Annotated in this window: 8 protein-coding genes; 1 reads left to right on the top strand and 7 read right to left on the bottom strand. The window is 58.5% G+C overall.

Annotation, left to right across the window (positions count from 1 at the left end; genetic code table 11):
* The first annotated feature begins 594 nt into the window (after positions 1 to 594).
* Positions 595 to 3,075 carry a glycoside hydrolase gene (locus FGE05_RS06725; protein WP_139642850.1) on the top strand — a complete coding sequence of 827 codons (2,481 nt, stop codon included), beginning with the start codon at positions 595 to 597 and terminating at the stop codon, positions 3,073 to 3,075.
* Positions 3,076 to 3,257: 182 nt separating this feature from the next.
* Here the strand turns inward: FGE05_RS06725 and FGE05_RS06720 are convergent, their stop codons facing one another.
* From FGE05_RS06720 to FGE05_RS06690, 7 genes are all read right to left on the bottom strand, one after another.
* On the bottom strand, positions 3,258 to 3,695 hold the full coding sequence (locus tag FGE05_RS06720) for a c-type cytochrome (protein WP_139642847.1): 438 nt from the start codon (positions 3,693 to 3,695) through the stop codon (positions 3,258 to 3,260).
* A gap of 170 nt (positions 3,696 to 3,865) precedes the next feature.
* Positions 3,866 to 4,675, bottom strand: coding sequence for an isocitrate lyase/phosphoenolpyruvate mutase family protein (locus FGE05_RS06715; protein ID WP_139642843.1), 810 nt, complete (start codon positions 4,673 to 4,675; stop codon positions 3,866 to 3,868).
* 112 nt (positions 4,676 to 4,787) lie between these two features.
* Positions 4,788 to 5,273 carry an Lrp/AsnC family transcriptional regulator gene (locus FGE05_RS06710; protein WP_139642840.1) on the bottom strand — a complete coding sequence of 162 codons (486 nt, stop codon included), beginning with the start codon at positions 5,271 to 5,273 and terminating at the stop codon, positions 4,788 to 4,790.
* Between the two features lie 299 nt (positions 5,274 to 5,572).
* Positions 5,573 to 6,853, bottom strand: coding sequence for an MFS transporter (locus FGE05_RS06705; protein WP_139642837.1), 1,281 nt, complete (start codon positions 6,851 to 6,853; stop codon positions 5,573 to 5,575).
* Positions 6,854 to 6,995: 142 nt separating this feature from the next.
* Entirely contained in the window at positions 6,996 to 7,202 is a 207-nt protein-coding gene (locus FGE05_RS06700) for an MbtH family NRPS accessory protein (RefSeq protein WP_139642834.1), read from the bottom strand.
* Positions 7,203 to 7,232: 30 nt separating this feature from the next.
* Positions 7,233 to 9,584 (bottom strand): methyltransferase domain-containing protein, encoded by a 2,352-nt coding sequence (locus FGE05_RS06695; RefSeq protein ID WP_139642831.1) that lies wholly within the window; start codon positions 9,582 to 9,584, stop codon positions 7,233 to 7,235.
* Positions 9,585 to 9,619: 35 nt separating this feature from the next.
* Positions 9,620 to 19,855, bottom strand: a complete 10,236-nt coding sequence (locus tag FGE05_RS06690) for a non-ribosomal peptide synthetase (RefSeq protein WP_139642828.1) — start codon at positions 19,853 to 19,855, stop codon at positions 9,620 to 9,622.
* Positions 19,856 to 20,007 lie beyond the last annotated feature (152 nt).

The following is a 20,007-nucleotide window of genomic DNA, read 5'->3' as shown; positions in this document are numbered from 1 at the left end:
CTGTTTTCGCCTTGACTTACCTTCGTCTCAAGACTTTCCGTACAGAACCTAGCCTCGTCCAGCAAGCGTAGACGGGAATGAAGGGGTTGTTACTCGCTTTATGGTGGAAGAGACGGGATACGAACTCTGCCGACCACCAGGGCGATGATTCACTGGTCAGCTATCGCAACGCGGTGCTGAACAGATGCGCCGAACTCGCAGATAAATTCGGTTGCAGGCCTCAGCCGTTCTGGAAGCCTTTCTCGAAGACTCCCCCGGGAGGCGCATTAGCAAAAAGAGAGGGGAGTGTAGCGATAACAAATTTCTCTCACCTTGCGAATAACTTTCCTACAATCACCGGAGGACGAACGTTTTCCCAGCCAGGAGGCATCGCATTATGTACTTACATTCCCTCGCATATCGCTCCCGGGTGCCGACGACGTCGAAGCTCAGAGCGTGCGCTTCTGTCGCAACGCCGTAAGTTTTCCACGGTAGCAATACAAAGCCTGTTGACCTGGCAATTCGCTGTCTGCCTATCGCCTTTTGGGTATGGGAAAAGCAAATCGGGTCTGGGTTTTACGTGCCTGTAGCAAAACACTCAAAGGAATGACAGAGATGAAAGTTACAACACTGCTTCGCCACGTAATGCTGTGCTTGTGCAGTTGGGTGATGGTCTCGACGGCGTATGGGGAGAGTGTGATTGTCGCCACGCCTAGACAAGGACAAGCAGTTGGGATCGAAGTCGATGTTTTCGACAGTCCGGACGCGACAAGCGGCAAGCCTTCTTCGACGAGCACGGTGAAATTCGGGCATTCGGCATATTTCGTACCGGCCGTGCAGTCGTTCAAAGGTAATATCTATATGTTCTGGGCAGAAAACAACGACATAAGAAATATCAACTTCGCTACTTCGGCAGAGGGAAAAAACTGGTCCAAGGCCCAGACCATTCCGGTGGACAGCGTCTACGGCAATGTCTCGGTAAGTGTATTCAAGCAGAAACTGGTATTGACCTTTGCCGATCCCCAGAGCCGCTTGAAGACCATCAGTTCCGGAGATGGCATACACTGGTCTTCCCCTCGTCCGATCAGTACTGTTCATACGGCCATTAACAACAAGCCTGTCGTGTACAACGGAAAACTGTTCGTTTTTTTCAGTGAGAACTCAGGCAAAGCTATCTACTACGTCACCTCGGATGACGGTGTTAATTGGAGCAGGGAGAGTCAGGCGTTCGCGGAAAACACCGATATTTTGACGATGGTTCCGGTCGTTTACAACGGCAAGTTATGGACCTATTACGGGTTTGAGAACGGCGCCATGTATGTACGCCCTTATAATCGCGCCGGTAATTGGGAAGCCCGGCAAACGGTGAATGGGATCATCGGCAAGGGGGCCAAGGGTTTCCTGAACAGTGCAGCGATGATCGATGAACGCTTATTCATCACCAGCAATGCCAATACCTTTTACTCAACCGATGGAGTGAACTGGTCGCCGTATTTCTCCGCCCCGTTTCCTTCGTTCGAGGCATACCCCTCAGGAGTGGGCGTTTCCTACGCCATCACCGCAAACGACCTGACCACCAACAACCCGCAACTGCCAACGGACCTGGCGACAGGCCTGAGCCACACCGACTATGCAACCTTTGCCTGGCGCAGCTTCATTGCCCTGAACAATACAGCCAACACGCCGCTGCCGGCCAACCGCGGCGTCGGTAATCCCGCCGCCAGCTTCGCTGATTCGGGCAAGCTGCCGCAACCGCCCAGCCCCTTGTTATGGCAGACGTTCGCCCATCGATCCGAGTTGTTTCCGGCAATGGAGCCGAACAAGGCAGGCGGACCTACGCGTCCGTTCGCTTCCCTTCCACAATACAGCTACATCAATTTCCCCAAGGGTATCCCTTTAGCGGCGGGTGCCAGTTTTGCCCATTACAACAACCTCGACGAGGCGACCCAGATCGGCCAGAACGCGATATTTTTCCCGGTCAACCCTCCCAACCCGGCCAAGAACGGGGACAACTTTGCTCCTTCGAACGACAGTCAGCTTCTGTTCGAAGCCAAGGCCAACCCGGTGATCTACGAATATGCGCGAACCTTGCCCGCCTTTCCACCCAATGTCGTGCTGCCCGATGGCGCGCTGGAGGTGAAGGCGACATGGCGCAAACTGGCGGACATTCCGCGCGCTCAACAAGGGCGCTACCACACAGCAACTGTGGTGACGTATCACGGCGACGATCAGCATCCAGTGGCTTATAACGAAACCTATGCGTTGATCGCCTTGCACATCATCCACAAGACGCCCAACTATCCGACGTTCATCTTCGCCACGTTCGAGCATCAGGATGCTCTGACCTTGCCGGATAGCAACTCACCGACCGGGCTTTACTACGTCGCCAATTACAAAAGTATCGCCTATCCCGACTCAAACAATCAGCCGCCGGTGGCAACATTCTCCGACGGCAACGGGATTCATCAGGTGACCCTGCCCGCCAGCAACTTCGTATCGCCGCCCATCTATTCCGGCAGCAAGGGGATTCCAGACGGGCAGGCCGGCCCCATCAGTGTGGTGCAGCCGCAAACGGTTTTCTCCGAAGTCAAGGCAGTAAACGATCAGGTCAAACAGTTGATGAACGGCAGTGGCGAATTCAACAATTCAGTCTGGAAGTATTACCAACTCAAAGGCGTGCAAGCCATTCCGTCGAGTGAGGAAACCGACCCGGATTATTATTTGGCCAACATCATGGTCGAAAGCAGCCAACCGGGGATTCAACTGTTTCGCGGTAGCAACGTCTTCCCGATTCCGCCAGATCACGTCCTTACCCATATGCGCAACTTCAGTAACATCAGGGTGCCGGATTTCGACAACGCCACTCATAGCCAAACCATGGGCGGCTGCATGGGGTGTCACGGCATCGCCCAGAGCCAGTTGAAACAGGGTTTCAGTTTTCTGTTCGATGCAATCAACCCTAAATTAATTGGCAAGAACAGTAACAAAACCGGTTTTGTCGGCCCGGAGACTATTGGACTACCGGATACCAAGACCATGCTTGAACGGGCCCGAAAATACCCAACGAGCCTTCAGCCTGAAACGCAAGCGCCATAGCTACCACGGCTCCGATCGTCCTCACACTCTGCGTGGGGACGTCGGACTATCGCATTCGTCGCGTAGCCTGCGCGGTCCGATCCGCAGCATCTGAGGATTTTCGACAAGCCCTGAAGCTTCCGACTCAAGCACGCCTCGACATCGCCTGGATCAAGCAAGCAGTGTTGTGGGATTCCTGTGGCTTATCGATTTTTCGAAATCACACCGCTCATGTATTGATTCAAATCCCGCAGGTCCTGAACGCTCCAAGCGTGGGGCGGTAGCTTCACACCATTCTCCCGCAGGGTTTTTGGAATCAGGTTTCCATTGGGACGAAGGATGACCGATGAAACGATAACGCCGGGATAATCATGGAGTCGTTTTTTGAAAGCGGTGGTGGTCAGGTCAGGCGTCGGAGGGGTGCTTTTGTCAGCCAATGGTCCTGTGCCTTTGATATCTGATCCGTGGCACATGGCGCATCTCTGCAGGTAGAGACTTTTTCCGTTGGTGTTGTCCGCCAGGGATAGGGGTGTTTGAGTAAGTGATAAGCACCCTAGCAAAAGCGACAAGCCCAGGTGATTGCCTATTTTACGGGTTAGGGTCGATGGGCTGTTATTTGCCGACACCACGATCCGTTGCATGGAGGGACGTCCTGTCAAAGAAGGAGGAGGGGTTTGCTGGTTTTCCTGGAACTGCAAAAAAGAGCCACTTAAATGAGTGGCTCTTTTTTGCCCTGGGATTTCCCAGTGTCAGGGGGAGTGGTGGACGTACAAATCGAACGTTGGCGTGTGGCCTCGTCCGCAGGACAGCGTTACTCGCTCTTCGCCGCCATCAGCGCATTCAATTCGCCGTATGTATGGGCTTTCAAGGCTTGAGTGTCGAGTTGGCCGTTATCCAGGAAGCTACGGACCAGTGCTCCCATGGCACCGTGCAGAAACTCGGCGATGCTGGAACCCGCGCTGAGCCGCCTGACACCCAGGCGCTTCAATTCGTCCGGGGAGGGCAGTCCGTCCCGGGACAGCAGGTTGACGGGCAGTTTGGTCTCGCGGCAGACGGTGGCAATTTCGTTCGAATCGACCACGCCAGCGGCAAACAGGCCATCCGCCCCGGCGCTGGTATAGCGTGCGCTGCGCTTCAGGAGTTCCTCCAGGCGCTGTTCGGCGGGGAACAGGTTTTTCAGGTAGACGTCGGTCCGTACGTTGATGAACAGCTTGACGCCCGCCTGGTCCGCCACTCTTCTCGCGACGTCGATCTTGCGGACAAGCAGCTCTGGAGAGCCCAGGCCGTCTTCGATGTTGATCCCGACCGCCCCTGCGGCGACGACGGCCTCAATCACCTGGCCGACCCGCTCCGGGTCATCCGAGTAGCCGCCTTCGATATCCACCGTGAGCGGTACGCTGAGCACCCGCACCATCGACTTGACGGTGGCATCCAGCAGGTCGAGAGGCAGCTTGTTGCCATCCTGATAACCATGCGACCAGGCCATGGCGGCGCTGCTGGTCGCGACTGCCTTGCCCCCTAAACGTTCGACAATGCGCGCACCACCTGCATCGGCCACATTGGCCAAGACCAACAGACCATTCTGGTGCAGACTGTGAAAAGCGTTATCCAATGTAGGCATGACAATTCAACTCCTTGAAAGTTATGTTTTTAATGCAAGGACGGCGTGTTGATAGAGCTTAATCGGGTAGTGAGTTACTGGCCGCAAGGCCATTTTGGAGGGGGAATGCTTTTTAAGTGTAGGCGGACAACGGGATTATTTTTGAGTCATACACTTCGCGAAGTGTGATCGATGTTTTGATTTGCGTGATGCAAGGAATTTTGCGCAACGTTTTTTCAATGAATGTTGTATATAAGGCAATGCTCTTGCAGACGATCTTCACCAAAAAATCATAATCCCCCGTTACGTTGTAAAGAGCGACGACTTCAGGGCACAAGGTGATTTTTTCCTCAAGCTTCCTGGTCACTTCTTCGGTATGGGAGTCGACAGAAAGATGAACGAATGCGGTGACTTCGAACCCCAGGGCTTCCTTGTTCAGTATGGCTTGATAGCCCTGGATGAAGCCCTCTTTTTCCAGACGCTGAAGGCGGCGCCAGCAGGGCGTCTCGCTCATGGAAAGAACTTCCGCAAGTTTCGATGTGGTGGTCAGGCAATTAGTTTGCATTATGCTCAGGATTTTTAAATCTATTGCATCGAGCGCCGTAGAGTTCTTTTTCAAAATAGAATCCTTTCTAAAATGGGCCGGCAAAGAGCGTCCTGGCTGATTACGATGCCATTGATTTTTAGATGATGCAAATTTTTTGAAAGGGCGGCCAGGCAGTGGCCAAAGTGCGCTTGAATGTCACTAGGAGGTTACAAAATGTCGTGCCAACAACATTGCAGACATGGCGCGTAGAGGGGATTTATGAGAGACCGTGCGACGCGAGTTGCTATCCGTGGTGGCAATGCCGGGGACACATTGTGCCCCCTGTGCTCGGTTTTCAACGGATAGGCGCACCTATCAGAACATTCCCACTGTCAAGCCTGCGCGCCGCCCACGCTCACCTCTGGGGTCATTGCAGTCACGGCTCGACGGCTCGCGGATCGGGCGAGAAGCGGGGTGGCGATGCCTGCCAAGGCAAAGATGATCCCCAGGCCGATCCACCCGGCGGAGCCGCCCTCTACGACGGCAATGGGTAATATCCCAGGAAAAATCACGGTCATCAGATTGGCTCCGAGCGCATAGACGCTCAGGTAGTAGGCACGATGTTCGGCTGGGGCCAAATAATACGAAATGCCCCAGGCGCCCGCACATTGCCATAACTCGCCAAACGTCATTACCACACAGGCAAATAGCAGGATGCCAGCGACCAGGTAGGAGGGTTGCTCCGCCGTGGTGAACGCTACCATCGCGCATGAAAGTGCCAATGTGATCCCAGCATACAAGTGCTTGCGTGCCGCATGGACCACCTCGTTGCCGCGCTTGCTGAACGCCAGTTGCAGGGTGATGGCCATGATGCCGTTGATCACCAGAATGATACCGATCAGTGACTTCGGTGCCTGTGTCTTGGTCAGCAACCATAAAGGAATGGCGATGGTCATGACCGCCTGATGTAACGACAGAATGCCGTTGCACAGCGAGAGCGATAAGAAATTCAGGTTCTTCAACGGGTGTGCAGGCGCCGCTACACGTTGGGTATCCACCGGATCCTTTGTGGAGTGAGGCAGCTTGGCGGTCACCAGCAAGAGGGCGGAAAACAGGAACGCCAGCGCGTTGGCGACGAGCAGGCCAATCACTGCCCCCGGACCGCTGGTGAAGCTGACCACAATGGAAAAGACACCGGCGGCCAGCATGTAGGCGACATTCCTGACGATCGCCACCTTGGACATTGTCTTCACGTAGGCATCCGCTTTGACCGCGGACCCTACCAGGGTCTGGATGATGGGCCAGACGGCTTGCTCGACGCAGCCGATAAAGCAGGCAATCAGTAGAAACGTGTAGAACTCGTCGACGAAGGGATAGATTAAAAAACCGACCATTCGCCAGACCTGCAGAAACGCCAGGACCCGAGCGGCGCCAAGGCGATCCGCCAGGCGCCCGATGGGCACCGCGCAGACCAGGCCGCATAGACCGGCCAAGGCCAGGCCGATACCGACTTCAACGTTGCTCAGGCCAACGACCTGGGTATAGAAGAATGTGGCTCCGGCGAGAAAAAGCCCACGGCCGGCGGCATCGACGAACGCAATGAGCAGTAGCAGAAGAGAGGCGCGGTTGTCTGAAATGGCTGCCTTTTCAGCGAAACTTTTGCGCACGGACATCAGGCTATTCCTTTAGATAAAGACATGGCCCCTGGAATCCGCACCTGGGGGATTCGGGGCTGGAGAGCAGGTCACCGGTTGAACATCTCGACGCCTGCAGAGGGGCCACGATAGTTGTGAACCCCTGTGCGCGGCAATCGACTCAAGCCTGTAAGCGTTGCCGTAGACTCAGTGGCCGCATATCGGTCCACACCTCCTTGATGTAGTCCAGGCATTCGGATTTGCTTCCGCGTTTTCCCGCCAGGTGCCAGCCTCCTGGCAGCGGTAGGTCGGCCGCCCAGATGGAGTACTGCTCTTCAGCGTTGGCGACGACCAGGTAAACGCCGTGGTCTTTTTCTTCAGTGGTCATGGTTGCACTACCTTGGAATGGAAGGGATTGTTAGATTTTCCTGATAATCAGCATGTACATCTGCCCATGCAGGTTTGGAAATTTGGCTTTGAAGGCCAGATCCATGTCCAGCAGGTTCTTGATTCTGTAAGGGCCGTCCTGCTGCAGGTCGAGCTCATAGCCCAGGGATTCCGGGAACAATCCCAGGCTCCTGATCTCTTCGACGACGAAGCCTTGCGCGGTGGCCATCTTGCTGGCATCGGCGCGGCTGATCGCGTTCTGGCGCATCAACTCTTTCTGTTCATGGGAGTAGATGGAAAGGTAGGTCAGGTGCGGGCATTCGATGTCCCAGGTCGAGATGACACAGAACCCACCGGGCACCAGGCAGCGATGAATTTCTGAAAGGACGGTGGGAACGTCTTGTCTGGGAAAGTGCGCCGCGGTGCCCATCATGCACGTGATGAGATCGAACTGGGTGCTCTCGAACGGCAGTGCCCGGGCATCGCCCTGGTGGAAGTTCGGATTGAGTGCACCGTTGCTCTTCTGCCGGGCATATTCCACCGCCATCGGTTCCAGATCGACGCCAAAGGCCTGGATGCCTTGCTGGGCCAGCAGGGTCGGGTAGCGGCCGGTGGCTGCGCCGATGTCCAGGCTTTTGCTGAACGGTCCGTAATGCTTGATGCAATCGAGCATGTTGACCAGTTCCAGCGACTTCTTCGCCTCGTCCTCAGGGACGGAACAGTCATAGCGCATATAGGCGGCGACGTCGTAGTCGAGCTTCGCGTCGGCGACCTTGTCCTGGCTGTCCAGAGCGTACTCGGAAATGATCGACAGCAAGCGCTTGCGATGCTCGGCCACTGACGTCAGTTCTGTGGTCCGAGGATGTGGGACACCGTCTTCAGGGGCCAGGTCGAAACCGCGCTGCGAGACCGGGCTGAGCAGTTCGTGAATCAGGCTGCCATACCAGTCCGTGTCTTCCGGGTTGGGGCGGGAAGTGTGCTGTGAGGATGGGGCATTGAGACTCTGCAGCCTGGCGCAGACATCGAGATAATTGGGGTTGAGGGTGAACACCACCTCGTAGTATTTCTGGGCTTCAGTGACAGAGCCTTGTTCCTCATGGATGCGGCCCAAGGTGTAGAGCGTCTTTTTCGCCTCTTCGGTGACGGTCAGCTCCCGTGCTCGCCGGAACGCGGATTTGGCTGCGGAGGGCAGACCCGCATTGAGAAAGGATTCTCCGGCCAGGGTGAAACTCTGCAGTTTCATCCGTTCATCCTGGCCGGCCCAGGTGAAGTGCCGTGCGGCTTGATGCCATTCCTGGCGTTTCTGGTGGGCCTGGGCCAGGAGGAAATGGCTGGTGTAGTGTTTGGGGAAGCGTTGTACGTCCTCGCTGAGCAGTTTGATGGCGAGTTCATCCAGGTTGTCCTGGCCCAGCTGCAGCGCTCCTTCGTTCAGCCAGTTTGCGGCGTACTCGGTCAGGCCCATCTGACCCAGGCTGGCGAGGGTTTCATTGACCGCGTGGCGTTGCTCGGCGGCATTGTCCAGACGTTCGGCGATGGACTGTTGAATGTTGATCTGTTCGTTAAAGGCATCATGGGCGTGGTTGGCGAGCAATTTGACGGTGCCGTCGGTGCAGCCTGAAACGATGATCGAACCATTTTCCGAAATGCCCAGGGCCCAGACCTCGCCATCCACTTGCCGGGACCAGAGTTGCTTGCCTTGGCGGTTGAGGAGATGGATCTTGCCATCCAGCGATCCTATCGCAACCGTTCCGCCCTGGGACACCGCGACACTGGAAGTGCGGGCATCCTGATGCTGCCCGCCGAGCGCCCGGTCCTTGAGCGCCCACAAGGTGTCGGTATGGCTGGCGTCTTCCAGATGCGGTTGCCGGGTTTGGCTGAGCTGATAAGTGTTCTCCACTCGCGTGGCGATGTGATGCGTCTGGTTTTTGCAGCGAAGGCTCAGGCGAGCACCATCAGCCGAGAAGCTGACACTGTGGACCGGCGATTCCAGTACGGCGTTGAACAGCTCCTGTCCATCGGCATTGAAGAGAGAGACCGTGCCCGTTCCATCCGACGTCCGTTGCGTGCCTACCGCGATGTGATGAGCGCAAGAGATGGCCGTGGCGGTGATCTCATCAGCAAACCGATGGGACCAGAGCAACTCGCAGTCACGGGACAGCACCTTCAGGTTGCGGTTTTTACACGCAATGACGAGCAAGGCGGCGTCTGCCGTGATCGAGAGGCTGACAACTGCGGAACCGACGTTTCGGCTCCAGAGTTCGCTGTACGGGGTCTCCAGGAATAGTGGGCTTGGATGAGCGACGTCACTCAAGCCATAGGCCATGTTCGCGGAGGCTCTTTGCACACTGGCCGGGGTGTAAACATCAGCGTTGAAGTTGGTCATGGCATTCCTTATCAAACCATCTTGTTTGTTCGTGTTTAATTGAAGTGCTTGCAGATATACGGCGTGGCAGCTTCCAGAATGCTGTAGTGGTCGGCCTTGAAGGCATGCGTCTTGAACGACCGCTCACACCAAGGTCGCCACTGGTTCCGGAGTTCGGCACTTTCTTCTGTGTGCAGTAACGTCAGGTCGCTGTTTATCCCGGCTTCGGGAAGATAATCCGCCAGGGCCTGTTGGTTGGCCTGGAAGACCTGCAGTCGTCGCGTCAGCTGGTGGTCGTCCATGCTGTCCGGGATCAAGCCGATCCGCCGTGCCGCGGTAATAGCCAGAGGGTCCCGGTCTGGATGTTCAATCAGTTGGCTCATCTCGCTGGCCGAGAATGGCAGGCTGACCGAGAGTGAGCGGGCCATGTCCATCAGGTAGGCCCCCAAGGGCCATGTCTGCGCCTGTGCTGGACGGCCTGGCGCTGGTGCGTCGATCAGCAACAGGTGCGCTTGCCGGTCTTGCCTTTCAAGTTGACGGGCCATCTCAAAGGCAATCACCCCGCCCATTGACCAGCCACCCAGCAAGTACGGCCCTTCGGGCTGGACCTCAAGCATCTCTGCGATATAGGTCATGGCCAACTCTTCCAGGGTCTGGAAGACGGGAGCGCCGCCTTCAATGCCTTTGGCCTGGAAGGCATGCACATTCATGTCATCGGGCAACAGCTGTGAAAGTTTGATGTAGGGCGACACCACACCGCCAACGGCATGCACCAGGAACAGGTGTTTGTGCGTCCCTCCCTTGAGCCTGATACAGGTCGAGTTCCGTTCGCCGAGCCCCTGGCTGATTCTGTCGATGAAGGCACCCAGATCCGCTGACTCGAAAACGTCGCGCACGGAGGCGGCGAGTCCCAGTTCCCGGTTGACCTGATCGATCATCTTCATCGCCAGCAGCGAGTGCCCGCCTCTGTGGAAGAAGTTGTCGTTCAAGGCGATGGCGTCGAGTTTCAGCGTGTTTTTCCAAATAGTCGCCACGCTTTTTCCGAGCGGCGTGGTCGGCGCGCACAGTTGGCCAGGGAGCGGCTGAGACGTGATGACAGGCGCGGGGAGTGCTCGCCGGTCGATCTTGCCGTTCGAGGTCAATGGCAACTGCTCAAGAAACAGGAATGAGATATCCACCATATGGCTTGGCAGCGTCTGGGCCAGAAACGCTCTCAGCTCAGCGACATTCGGCTGGTCCCCGGCAACGCCAACCAAATAGGCCGTGAGGGTCGGGTTGTCGGGCTCGCTGGCGTGCATGCTGACGACGGCCTGGCTGATTTGCGGGTGAGCGCACAGCCGCATTTCAATTTCACCCAACTCGATGCGGAAGCCGCGCAGCTTGATCTGCTGGTCGTTGCGTCCCAGGTATTCGATATCGCCGCTGGCACGGTAACGGGCAATATCGCCAGTCATGTACATCCGGCTGCCCGGTGTTCCGTGGGGATCGGGCAGGAACCGCTCGGCGGTCAGGTCCGCACGCTTCAGGTAGCCCCGGGACAGTTGCACGCCGGTCAGGTAAAGCTGGCCGGTCACACCGATGGGAACGGGTTGCAGCGCATCGTCGAGAATGTAAGTGCGAGTGTTCGCGATCGGTCGGCCGATGGGTACGGCATCACGCGTGTCATTGGGCTGGCAGTGCCAATGGGTGACGTCTATCGCGGCCTCGGTTGGGCCATACAGATTGTGCAGTTGCGTCGCCGGGTAGCGCTTGAAGAATTCATTTTGCACCGAACTGGAAAGCGCCTCGCCACTGCTGAAGACCCGGCGCAGTGCACGGCTATGATCGGCCTGGGTAAAGGCCATGTAAGCGCTGAGCATCGAAGGGACGAAATGCGCGGTGGTGACACCTTCACGTTCGATAAGCGCTTCCAGGTAGCCAGGGTCCTTGTGTCCTTCGGGCTTGGCCAGCAGCAGGCGAGCGCCCACGGACAGTGGCCAGAAGAACTCCCAGACGGATACGTCGAACGAAAACGGTGTCTTCTGCAGCACCCGGTCAGTGGCGTCCAGCGGGAAGGCGTCCTGCATCCAGAGGATTCGGTTGATGATGGCCTGGTGGCTGTTCAATGAGCCTTTCGGTTTGCCCGTCGAGCCCGAGGTGTAGATGCAGTAGGCCAGGCAGGCCGGCTCCAGCGAGCGCCCGGGGTTGGTTTTCGGCTGGAGGGCAAACGCCGCGTCCGAGTCCAGGCACAGGCTGTCGGTATTTTGCAATACGACCCGATCGATCAGGCTGCGTTGAGTCAGGGTCATGACCGGCGAGGCATCTTCGAGCATGTAGGCGATACGCTCGTCGGGGTAGTGCGGATCGATCGGCACGTAGGCACCGCCGGCCTTCAGGATCCCCAGCAGACCGACGACCATCTCGACGCTTCGCTCCAGACAGATTGCGACCAGATCGTCTGGCCCGACGCCGCGTTGAATCAGGTGATGGGCCAACTGGTTGGCTTTTTCGTTGAGTTCCCGATAGCAGAGATGTTGCCCTTCAAAGCTGACCGCGATGGCGCCTGGGGTCTGCTCGACCTGTTGTTCGAACAGGTGATGAAGCGCCGCCACCGGATGGAAGCTCACATCGGTTGCATTCCAGTGCTCGAGCATCCGGTTTTTTTCCGATGCGCAGAGCAGATCGAGGTTGGCGATTGGTTTCTCGGCGTTCTGGACGACAGATTCCGCCAGGGTTTGAAACTGCGTGGCCATGCGTTCGAGGGTGGCGGCCTCGAAGAGGTCGCTGTTGTATTCCCAGCGCGCCTGGTAGCCGTCGGCCGAAGGCGTCAGTTCCAGGCTCAGATCGAACTTGGCGGCGGTGGCGCCGATGTCGAAGCTGCGGACGTCCAGGCCAGGAAGCCGCAACTCCTCGGGCGCGGTGTTCTGCAGGACGAACATCACTTGGAACAGCGGTGAGCGGCTCATGTCCCGGGGAACATCCAGGGCCTCGACGACTTTCTCGAACGGCAGGTCCTGATGGGCGTAGGCGCCGAGGGTGGTGTTTCTGACCTGTTCCAGCAATTGGCGGAAGGTTGGGTTTCCCTCGAGCCGCGTGCGCAGGGCGAGGGTGTTGACGAACAGGCCGATCAAGGGTTCGACCTCGGTACGGGTCCGATTGGCAATGGGCGTACCGACGACGATGTCGTGTTGGCCACTGTGGCGGCTCAATAGCAGGTTGAACAGGGCCAGCAGGGTCATGAACGGCGTCGCGCCCAAGCGTTGGCTCAAGGAGTCGATCTGCCCGGACAGGGCCGGGGCCAACGTCCGGCTGATGACTTGGCCGCGGTAGGTCTGTATCGCCGGGCGCGGTCGGTCGGTTGGCAGCTCGAGGCTGGCGGGGGCCCGAGACAGTTGCTGGCGCCAGTAATCGGCCTGCGCCTCGAATACACTCGGGGCCAGGCACTCCCGTTGCCAGAGGGTGTAGTCGCTGTACTGGATCTCCAGGGGCGGCAGGGGGGAGGCCTGACCCGCCTTGAACGCCTGGTAGAGCGCGCTGACTTCACGGCTGAGCACCGCGATCGACCAGCCGTCGGCAATGATGTGATGCAAGGTAAACAGAAGGACATGTTGCTGTTCCGCTACCCGCAGCAGGGATACCCGTAGCAGTGGGCCGTTCTCCAGCGAGAACAATTGCTGCGCGCCCCTGCGTGCCTGGTCCCGGGCCAGCGAAAGCGGTTGTGGGGCATGACACAGGTCGGTATAGACCAGTACGTCGGCGACCTGCGGGTGAACGATGCTCACCACCTGGCCGTCTTCTCCAAGGGAAAAGGTCGTGCGCAGGGGCTCGTGGCGCCGGATCAGTTCGTCCAGGCACTGACGCAGCGTTGGTACGTGCAGCGCGCCGTTCAGTTCCAGGGCCAGTGGGATGTTGTAGGCCGTGCTCGAATGGTCAAGGCGATTCAAGAAAAACAATCGTTCCTGGCCAAAAGACGCAGCTTTGATCCCCGACCCCGTGCCGGCGGCAGCGATTGCCGGCAGGGCCGATGCCGGGCTTCTGTTGATACGCAGCAGCAGTTGTTCGATCGTGGGGGCTTCGAACAGGGTGCGCAGCGCCAGGTCAACGTTCATTTTTTTACGAATGCGCGAGACGACCTGGGTGGCGAGCAGAGAGTGTCCGCCGAGTTCGAAAAAGTCATCGGTGATACCGACCCGTGGCAGGTTGAGGACACTGGCCCAGATAGCGGCGAGCTGTTGCTCGCTCTCGCTTCGGGCGGCGACGTAGTTATCGCCGAGAGCGTCGGCCTCGGGTTGCGGCAAGGAGCGTTTTTCGACTTTGCCGCTGGGGGTCAGGGGCAAGGATTCGAGGATGACGAAGGCGGTCGGGACCATGTAGTCCGGCAGCGTTCGTTTCAGTTGTTCTTTGATGTCCGCGATCACCGGGGTGCAGTCGCTTTTAGCGACCAGGTAGCCCACCAGTTTCTTGAGTCCCGGACGATCTTCCCTGACGACCGCCGCCGCGCTGGCCACCGTATCGAGGGCCATCAGAGCCTGTTCGACCTCGGCCAGCTCGATACGGAAACCGCGGATTTTGACCTGATGGTCCGAGCGTCCCAGATACTCGATGTTGCCATCCGGCAGGTAACGCGCGACGTCACCGGTTTTGTACATTCGAGCGCCCGGTGTGAGGCTGTGGGGGTTGGGAATGAAGCGTTCTGCGGTGATGTCAGGGCGTTCCCAATAGCAGCGCGCCAGGTGTACACCGGCAATGTAGAGGTCACCCCGCACCCCGACGGGAACCGGCTCCAGACTGGCATCAAGTACATACATCTGCGAGTTGAACAGCGGCTTGCCGATAGGCGGAAGGGCTGGCCATTGGGAGGCGTCGCCGCTGAGCCGGTAGCCGGTCACAAAGTGCGATTCCGTGGGGCCGTACTGGTTGTGCAGCAAGGCATCGGGCAATTTCTGAAACAGCTCGACGACTTCCTGAGTGACTTGCAGTTGCTCCCCGCCGCAGACGATCTCCTTCAGGCAGGCCAGTTGATCGAGGTCCCTGGCGGCGTCGGCAATGCCTTGCAGGGCGACGAATGGGATGAACAGACGGGCGATCTCCTGTTGCTGGATAAGCTCCAGCAGCAGGACGGGATCCCGGCGGGTTTCTTCGCTGACCATGACCAGTGTGCCGCCGCTGGCCCACGTAGAGAAAAACTCGTCGAAACTGACATCGAAACTCAGCGGCGAGAACTGCAGCGTGTTATCGCCCCGGCCCAGGCGCGATTCGGTGAGCTGCCACTGGACCAGATTGGTCAGCATTTCGTGGGTCAGGGCTGCGCCCTTGGGTTGGCCGGTCGACCCCGAGGTGTAGATGACATAACACAGATCAAGCAGGTTCTGCTGCCTGGCTGGATTTGACGAAGCTTGCTCCCAGGCGCTCGCACACTGGTCCATGCAGATAACGGTATCGCTGCAACCTTCGACACGGGGCAGCAGGCTGGTCTGGGTGACAATCAGGTGGGCGCGGGCATCCTGGGCCATGAAGCGCAAACGCTCGGTCGGATAGCTCGGGTCCATAGGCACGCACACGGCACCGGCCTTGAGAATGGCGAGAATCGCCACGGGTACATGCATCGAGCGTTCAAGGCAGATTCCCACCAGCATGCCCGGCTGGACGCCCGAGTGTTGCAAGTGATGGGCGAATTGATTGGAGCGGGCTTCCAGTTGCAGGTAGGTCATCGACTCGGTGCCGAATACCACCGCCGGCAAGCTGGCGCACTGCTCGCTCATTTCGGTGAACAACTGATGGACCGCCAGGGGACGATAGGGGCGGTGCATTGCATTCCAGTCGAGGAGGATTCGCTGCTTCTCTTGCGCGGTGATCATTGGCAACAATTGGATCGGTTGTTGCGCATTGTCGATCGCCGAGCGGGCCAGTGTTTCGAAGTGGCTGGCCATGCGCTCGACGGTGTCGGTGTCGAAGAGGTCGCAGTTGTATTCCCAACGCATCTGGTAGCCCTGGGCCGAGGGCGTCAGCTCAAGGGTCAGATCGAACTTGGCTGTCGTTGATTCGACTGGGAAGCTGCCAATGTCCAGGCCCGGAAGGGCAAGTGTTTCCAGTGGGGTGTTTTGCAGGATGAACAGCACCTGGAACAGCGGCGAGCGACTCATGTCACGAGGAATCGCCAGGGCTTCGACGACTTTTTCGAAGGGCAACTCCTGATGGGCGTAGGCGCTGAGGGTGGTATTGCGAACCTGCTCCAACAGCTCGCTGAAGGTCGGGTTGCTTTCAAGCCGCGTGCGTAAGGCCAGGGTGTTGATGAACAGGCCTATCAGTGGTTCGACCTCGGAGCGGGTCCGATTGGCGATCGGCGTGCCGATCACAATGTCTTGCTGGCCGCTGTAGCGGTTCAGAAGCACATTGAACAGGGCCAACAGGGTCATGAACGGGGTGGCCCCCTGGGCCTGGCTCAACGCGTCGATCTGTTCGGACAGTGACTTGTCCAGCGACCGACTGATGACTTGGCCGCGGTAGGTCTGAATCGCCGGGCGCGGCCGATCGGTCGGCAGTTCCAGGGTGGTGGGGGCCTGGTCCAGGTGCTGGGCCCAGTAGGCGATCTGCGCGTCGAACTCGATGGGCGCCTGCCATTCTCGTTGCCAGAATGCATAGTCGCTGTACTGGATTTCCAGTGGCGGCAAGGGCGAGGGTTGCCCCTGGGTAAAGGCCTGGTAAAGAGCCATGACCTCACGGGCGAGGACCGCGACCGACCAGCCGTCACCGATGATGTGATGCAGGGTCAACAGCAAGAGGTGTCGCTGGTCGGCGATTTGCAGCAACGATGCCCGTAACAACGGGCCCTCTTCCAGGGAAAACAGCTGTTGCGCTTCGGCATTGGCCTGGGTTTGAGCGATCAAACGCGGCGTTGGGTGATGACGCAGATCGCTGTAGACCAGCTGACCCAGCGCCTCGGAATGAACCTGTGCCTGGGGCTTTCCGTCCTCGTTGAGGGCAAAGGTGGTGCGCAATGACTCGTGCCGATGGATCAGCTCGTCCAGGGATCGGTGCAGCGCCGCCACTTCCAGCTCGCCGCTCAGCTCTAGGGCCAGCGCAATGTTGTAGGCCGCGCTGGCAGGCTCGAAATGATTCAGGAAGAACAGGCGCTCCTGGGCAAAAGACAGCAGTTGAGGCCTTCCAGGCAGCGAATACGGCAGAATCGGCGGGGCCTGTCGAACCGACTCCGAGCCCAGGCATTCGACCAGTTGCGCAATGGTCGGCGCTTCGAACAGGGTGCGCACCGTGAGATCGATATTCAGGGCTTTGCGCAGCCGGGAAACCACCTGGGTGGCGAGTATCGAGTGTCCGCCCAGGTCGAAGAAATTATCGGTGATACCGATGTTCTCCAGCTTGAGCACTTGCTGCCAGATATCGGCCACGACCTTTTCCATGGCTGTGCCGGGCAGGACATGCCTATCGCCGGGTGGCGTTACGCAAGGCGCTGGCAAGCGCTTGCGATCGATTTTGCCGTTGGGAGTCAGGGGCAGTTGTTCGAGGACCACGAAATGTGACGGGATCATGTACCCCGGCAGGGTCTGCGCGAGGTGCTGACGCAGTTGCGCCGGATCTGCCGAGTATTGCTCGCCGACCAGCAGGTAGGCCACGATCTGCTGCTCTCCCGGCTGATCCTCACGGACAATCACCACCCCTTGGCGCACATCGGGGTAACTGACCAGTTGTGCTTCGATTTCACCCAGTTCGATGCGGAAGCCGCGGACCTTGACCTGATGATCAATGCGCCCGAGGAATTCGATTTCGCCGTTGGGTAGCCACTTGACCAGGTCACCGGTTTTATAAAGACGATCTCCCGCCGCGGATCCATAGGGGTCAGGTACGAACTTCTGCGCGGTCAGATCCGCACGATTGAGGTATCCCCGGGCGACACCTTCTCCGCCAATGTGCAACTCGCCCGGACTGCCAGTGGCACACAGGCGGGAACCTTCATCGAGGACACGCAGCACGGTATTGGCGATCGGACGGCCAATGGAGCTGGTTTCGTCCGTCACGCGGCTGATGGCCGACCAGATCGTGGTTTCGGTTGGCCCATACATATTCCACAGCGAGTCGGTGCGTTGCAGCAGTTTGCGCGCCAGCGCCGGTGCGAGGGCCTCTCCACCACAGAGCACCTTGAGTGCCAGCGTGCTGGGCCAACCGGCTTCAAGCATCAGCCAGTAGGTCGAGGGAGTGGCTTGGATGAAGGTCACATTCTGATGGATGGCCAACTTGATCAAGGCCTGGCCATCGGCTGCCGCATCACGTTCGGCCAGGACCAGGCTGGCCCCATTGATCAGTGGCAGGAAAAGTTCGAGGACACTGATATCGAACGAGATCGAGGTCACCGCCAACAGCCGGTCCTGGGCGTTGATGCCAGGCTGCTCAGTCATGGAGAGCAGGAAATTGACAACCGCCCGGTGAGGCACCTGGACGCCCTTCGGCAAACCGGTGGAGCCCGAGGTATAGATCACGTACGCCGTGTTCCGGGCGGTGACGGGATAGCGGCTATCGGAGTAGAGCGGTTCGGGTTCAGCGCGATCGAGCAGGACAATGTGCAGTCCTTCGTCGATGAATGTCTCGGCGTACTGTTTCTCGCTGAGCAACACCTTCGCGCCGGAGTCCTGGAGCATGTGCAGCAGACGGGCATGGGGATAGCCGGGGTCCAGCGGGATATAGGTCGCGCCAGCGATCCAGGTGCCGAGCAATGCTGCCACCATGGTGATCGAGCGATCGAGGCATACCGCCACGCAGGTTTCGGGGCCCGCGCCCAGCGCCACCAGCCGCGCCGCGATGGTACGTGCTTGCTGCTCAAGCTGACGGTAACTGACTTGTTGCCCGGCGCAGAGGATGGCGATCGCATCGGGGGTGAGCTGCGCCTGGGTCAGGAACAGATCATGAACGCATTGGTCTACGGCGCGCGGGTCAGCCAACGTCGCGGCGGGTGCCAGCCGAGACAGCCGCTCTTGCTGGGGTAGAAGCTCAAGGTCGCCGATACGGGTGTTGGCGTCGGCAACGATGGACTCCAGCAATACGCGGTAATAGCCGCTCATGCACTCGATTGTGGCCTGGTCGTACAGCGCGGTCCGGTACTCGAAGAAGCCTCCCAGGGTTCCCTGGCAGGTGTTCATTTCAAGCGACAGGTCGAACTTGGAAAAACGGCTGTTCTGCGTCAGTGCACTTGAGGTCGTTGCGCTGAGTGTCAGTGCCTGCGCCACATCTTGGTTGAAGAAGGAAAACAGCACCTGGAAGATCGGCGAGTGGTTGAGTTCCCTCGCTGGACGCAGTGCCTCCACCAGGCGTTCGAAGGGGATGTCCTGGTGCAGGTCTGATTCGAGCAGTGTCGATTGTGCCTGTTGCAGGTAGTCGGCAAAGGGCTGTTCCGCGCGCATCTGGCTGCGCAGCACCAGGGTATTGACGAAGAAGCCGATCAGCGGCTGGATTTCTGCGTTATTGCGATTGGCGACCGGGTAACCGACGCTGATGTCGGACTGATTGCCCAGGCGAAAAAGAAGTGTGTTGAAGGCGCAGATCAGCACCGTGAACACGGTCGTGTGATGACGTTGGCTGAGTTGCTGGAGTTGTGTCCCCAGCTCGACGGGAAGGCTGAAATAGACGCGGTTGCCGGCGTAATCGAGCCGAGGAGGGCGGGGACGGTCGGTCGGTAGTTCGAGGACGCTCGGCGCATCCTTGAGCTGGGTTTCCCAGTAGTCCAGTTGCGGCTGCATCACTTCTTCCTGCAGCCATTCCCTTTGCCAGACTGCGTAGTCGGCGTAATGCACTTCAAGCGCTGGCAGCGCGGGCGCAGTGGCGTGCAATTGGGCGTCGTAGAAGCTGCTGAGTTCGTTCAGCAAGATGCTCATGGACCAACCGTCCGCAACGATATGGTGCACAGTCAGCAGCAGAATGTGTTCGTCGGGCTGAACCTTGACGGCCGTGGCCCGGATCAGCGGAGCGGTCGTCAGATCGAAAGGCTTGGCGGCTTCATCGTCCATGAACTGTTGTAGCGTGACGTTCTGTTCGACGAGTGCTGTCAGCTCGACAGGCGTGATCTTCACAGGCGCCTCGCGGGAGACGATTTGCACAGGCAGATCGTCGTCCACCGCAAAACGGGTGCGTAGCGCTTCATGCCGCTGGATGACGGCGTTGAGGCTACGTTCCAGGACATCGAGCCGCAGTACCCCCCTGATCCGGCAGGCTGCCGGAATATTGTACAGGCCGGTGCCGGGTTCATATTGTTCAAGGAACCACAGGCGTTGCTGAGCAAAGGAAGTACTGAATTGATCGGCTGACATGACTCAAACTCTCTCTGATTCCCTGTCAGGGTTCGCCGGGTCTTGATAGAGCGCTTCGCGTGGCGCATGCATCGAGAACAATCGAATCCGAACAGGGGCACTAGGGCATTCTTTTAGGGGCGATCGGTGATCGGCACCCGTGGGTCGGCTGT

The organism is Pseudomonas sp. ICMP22404 (assembly GCF_006227205.1).
GTDB lineage: Bacteria > Pseudomonadota > Gammaproteobacteria > Pseudomonadales > Pseudomonadaceae > Aquipseudomonas.
Note: the sequence above shows the minus strand (reverse complement) of the source record. Positions and strands in the feature narration are given on the sequence as shown.

Bases quoted from the DNA above. Each gene is read 5' to 3' on its own strand.
- FGE05_RS06725 (WP_139642850.1), top strand. From the start codon at position 595: ATGAAAGTTACAACACTGCTTCGCCACGTAATGCTGTGCTTGTGCAGT.
- FGE05_RS06720 (WP_139642847.1), bottom strand. From the start codon at position 3,695: ATGCAACGGATCGTGGTGTCGGCAAATAACAGCCCATCGACCCTAACC.
- FGE05_RS06715 (WP_139642843.1), bottom strand. From the start codon at position 4,675: ATGCCTACATTGGATAACGCTTTTCACAGTCTGCACCAGAATGGTCTG.
- FGE05_RS06705 (WP_139642837.1), bottom strand. From the start codon at position 6,853: ATGTCCGTGCGCAAAAGTTTCGCTGAAAAGGCAGCCATTTCAGACAAC.
- FGE05_RS06700 (WP_139642834.1), bottom strand. From the start codon at position 7,202: ATGACCACTGAAGAAAAAGACCACGGCGTTTACCTGGTCGTCGCCAAC.
- FGE05_RS06695 (WP_139642831.1), bottom strand. From the start codon at position 9,584: ATGACCAACTTCAACGCTGATGTTTACACCCCGGCCAGTGTGCAAAGA.
- FGE05_RS06690 (WP_139642828.1), bottom strand. From the start codon at position 19,855: ATGTCAGCCGATCAATTCAGTACTTCCTTTGCTCAGCAACGCCTGTGG.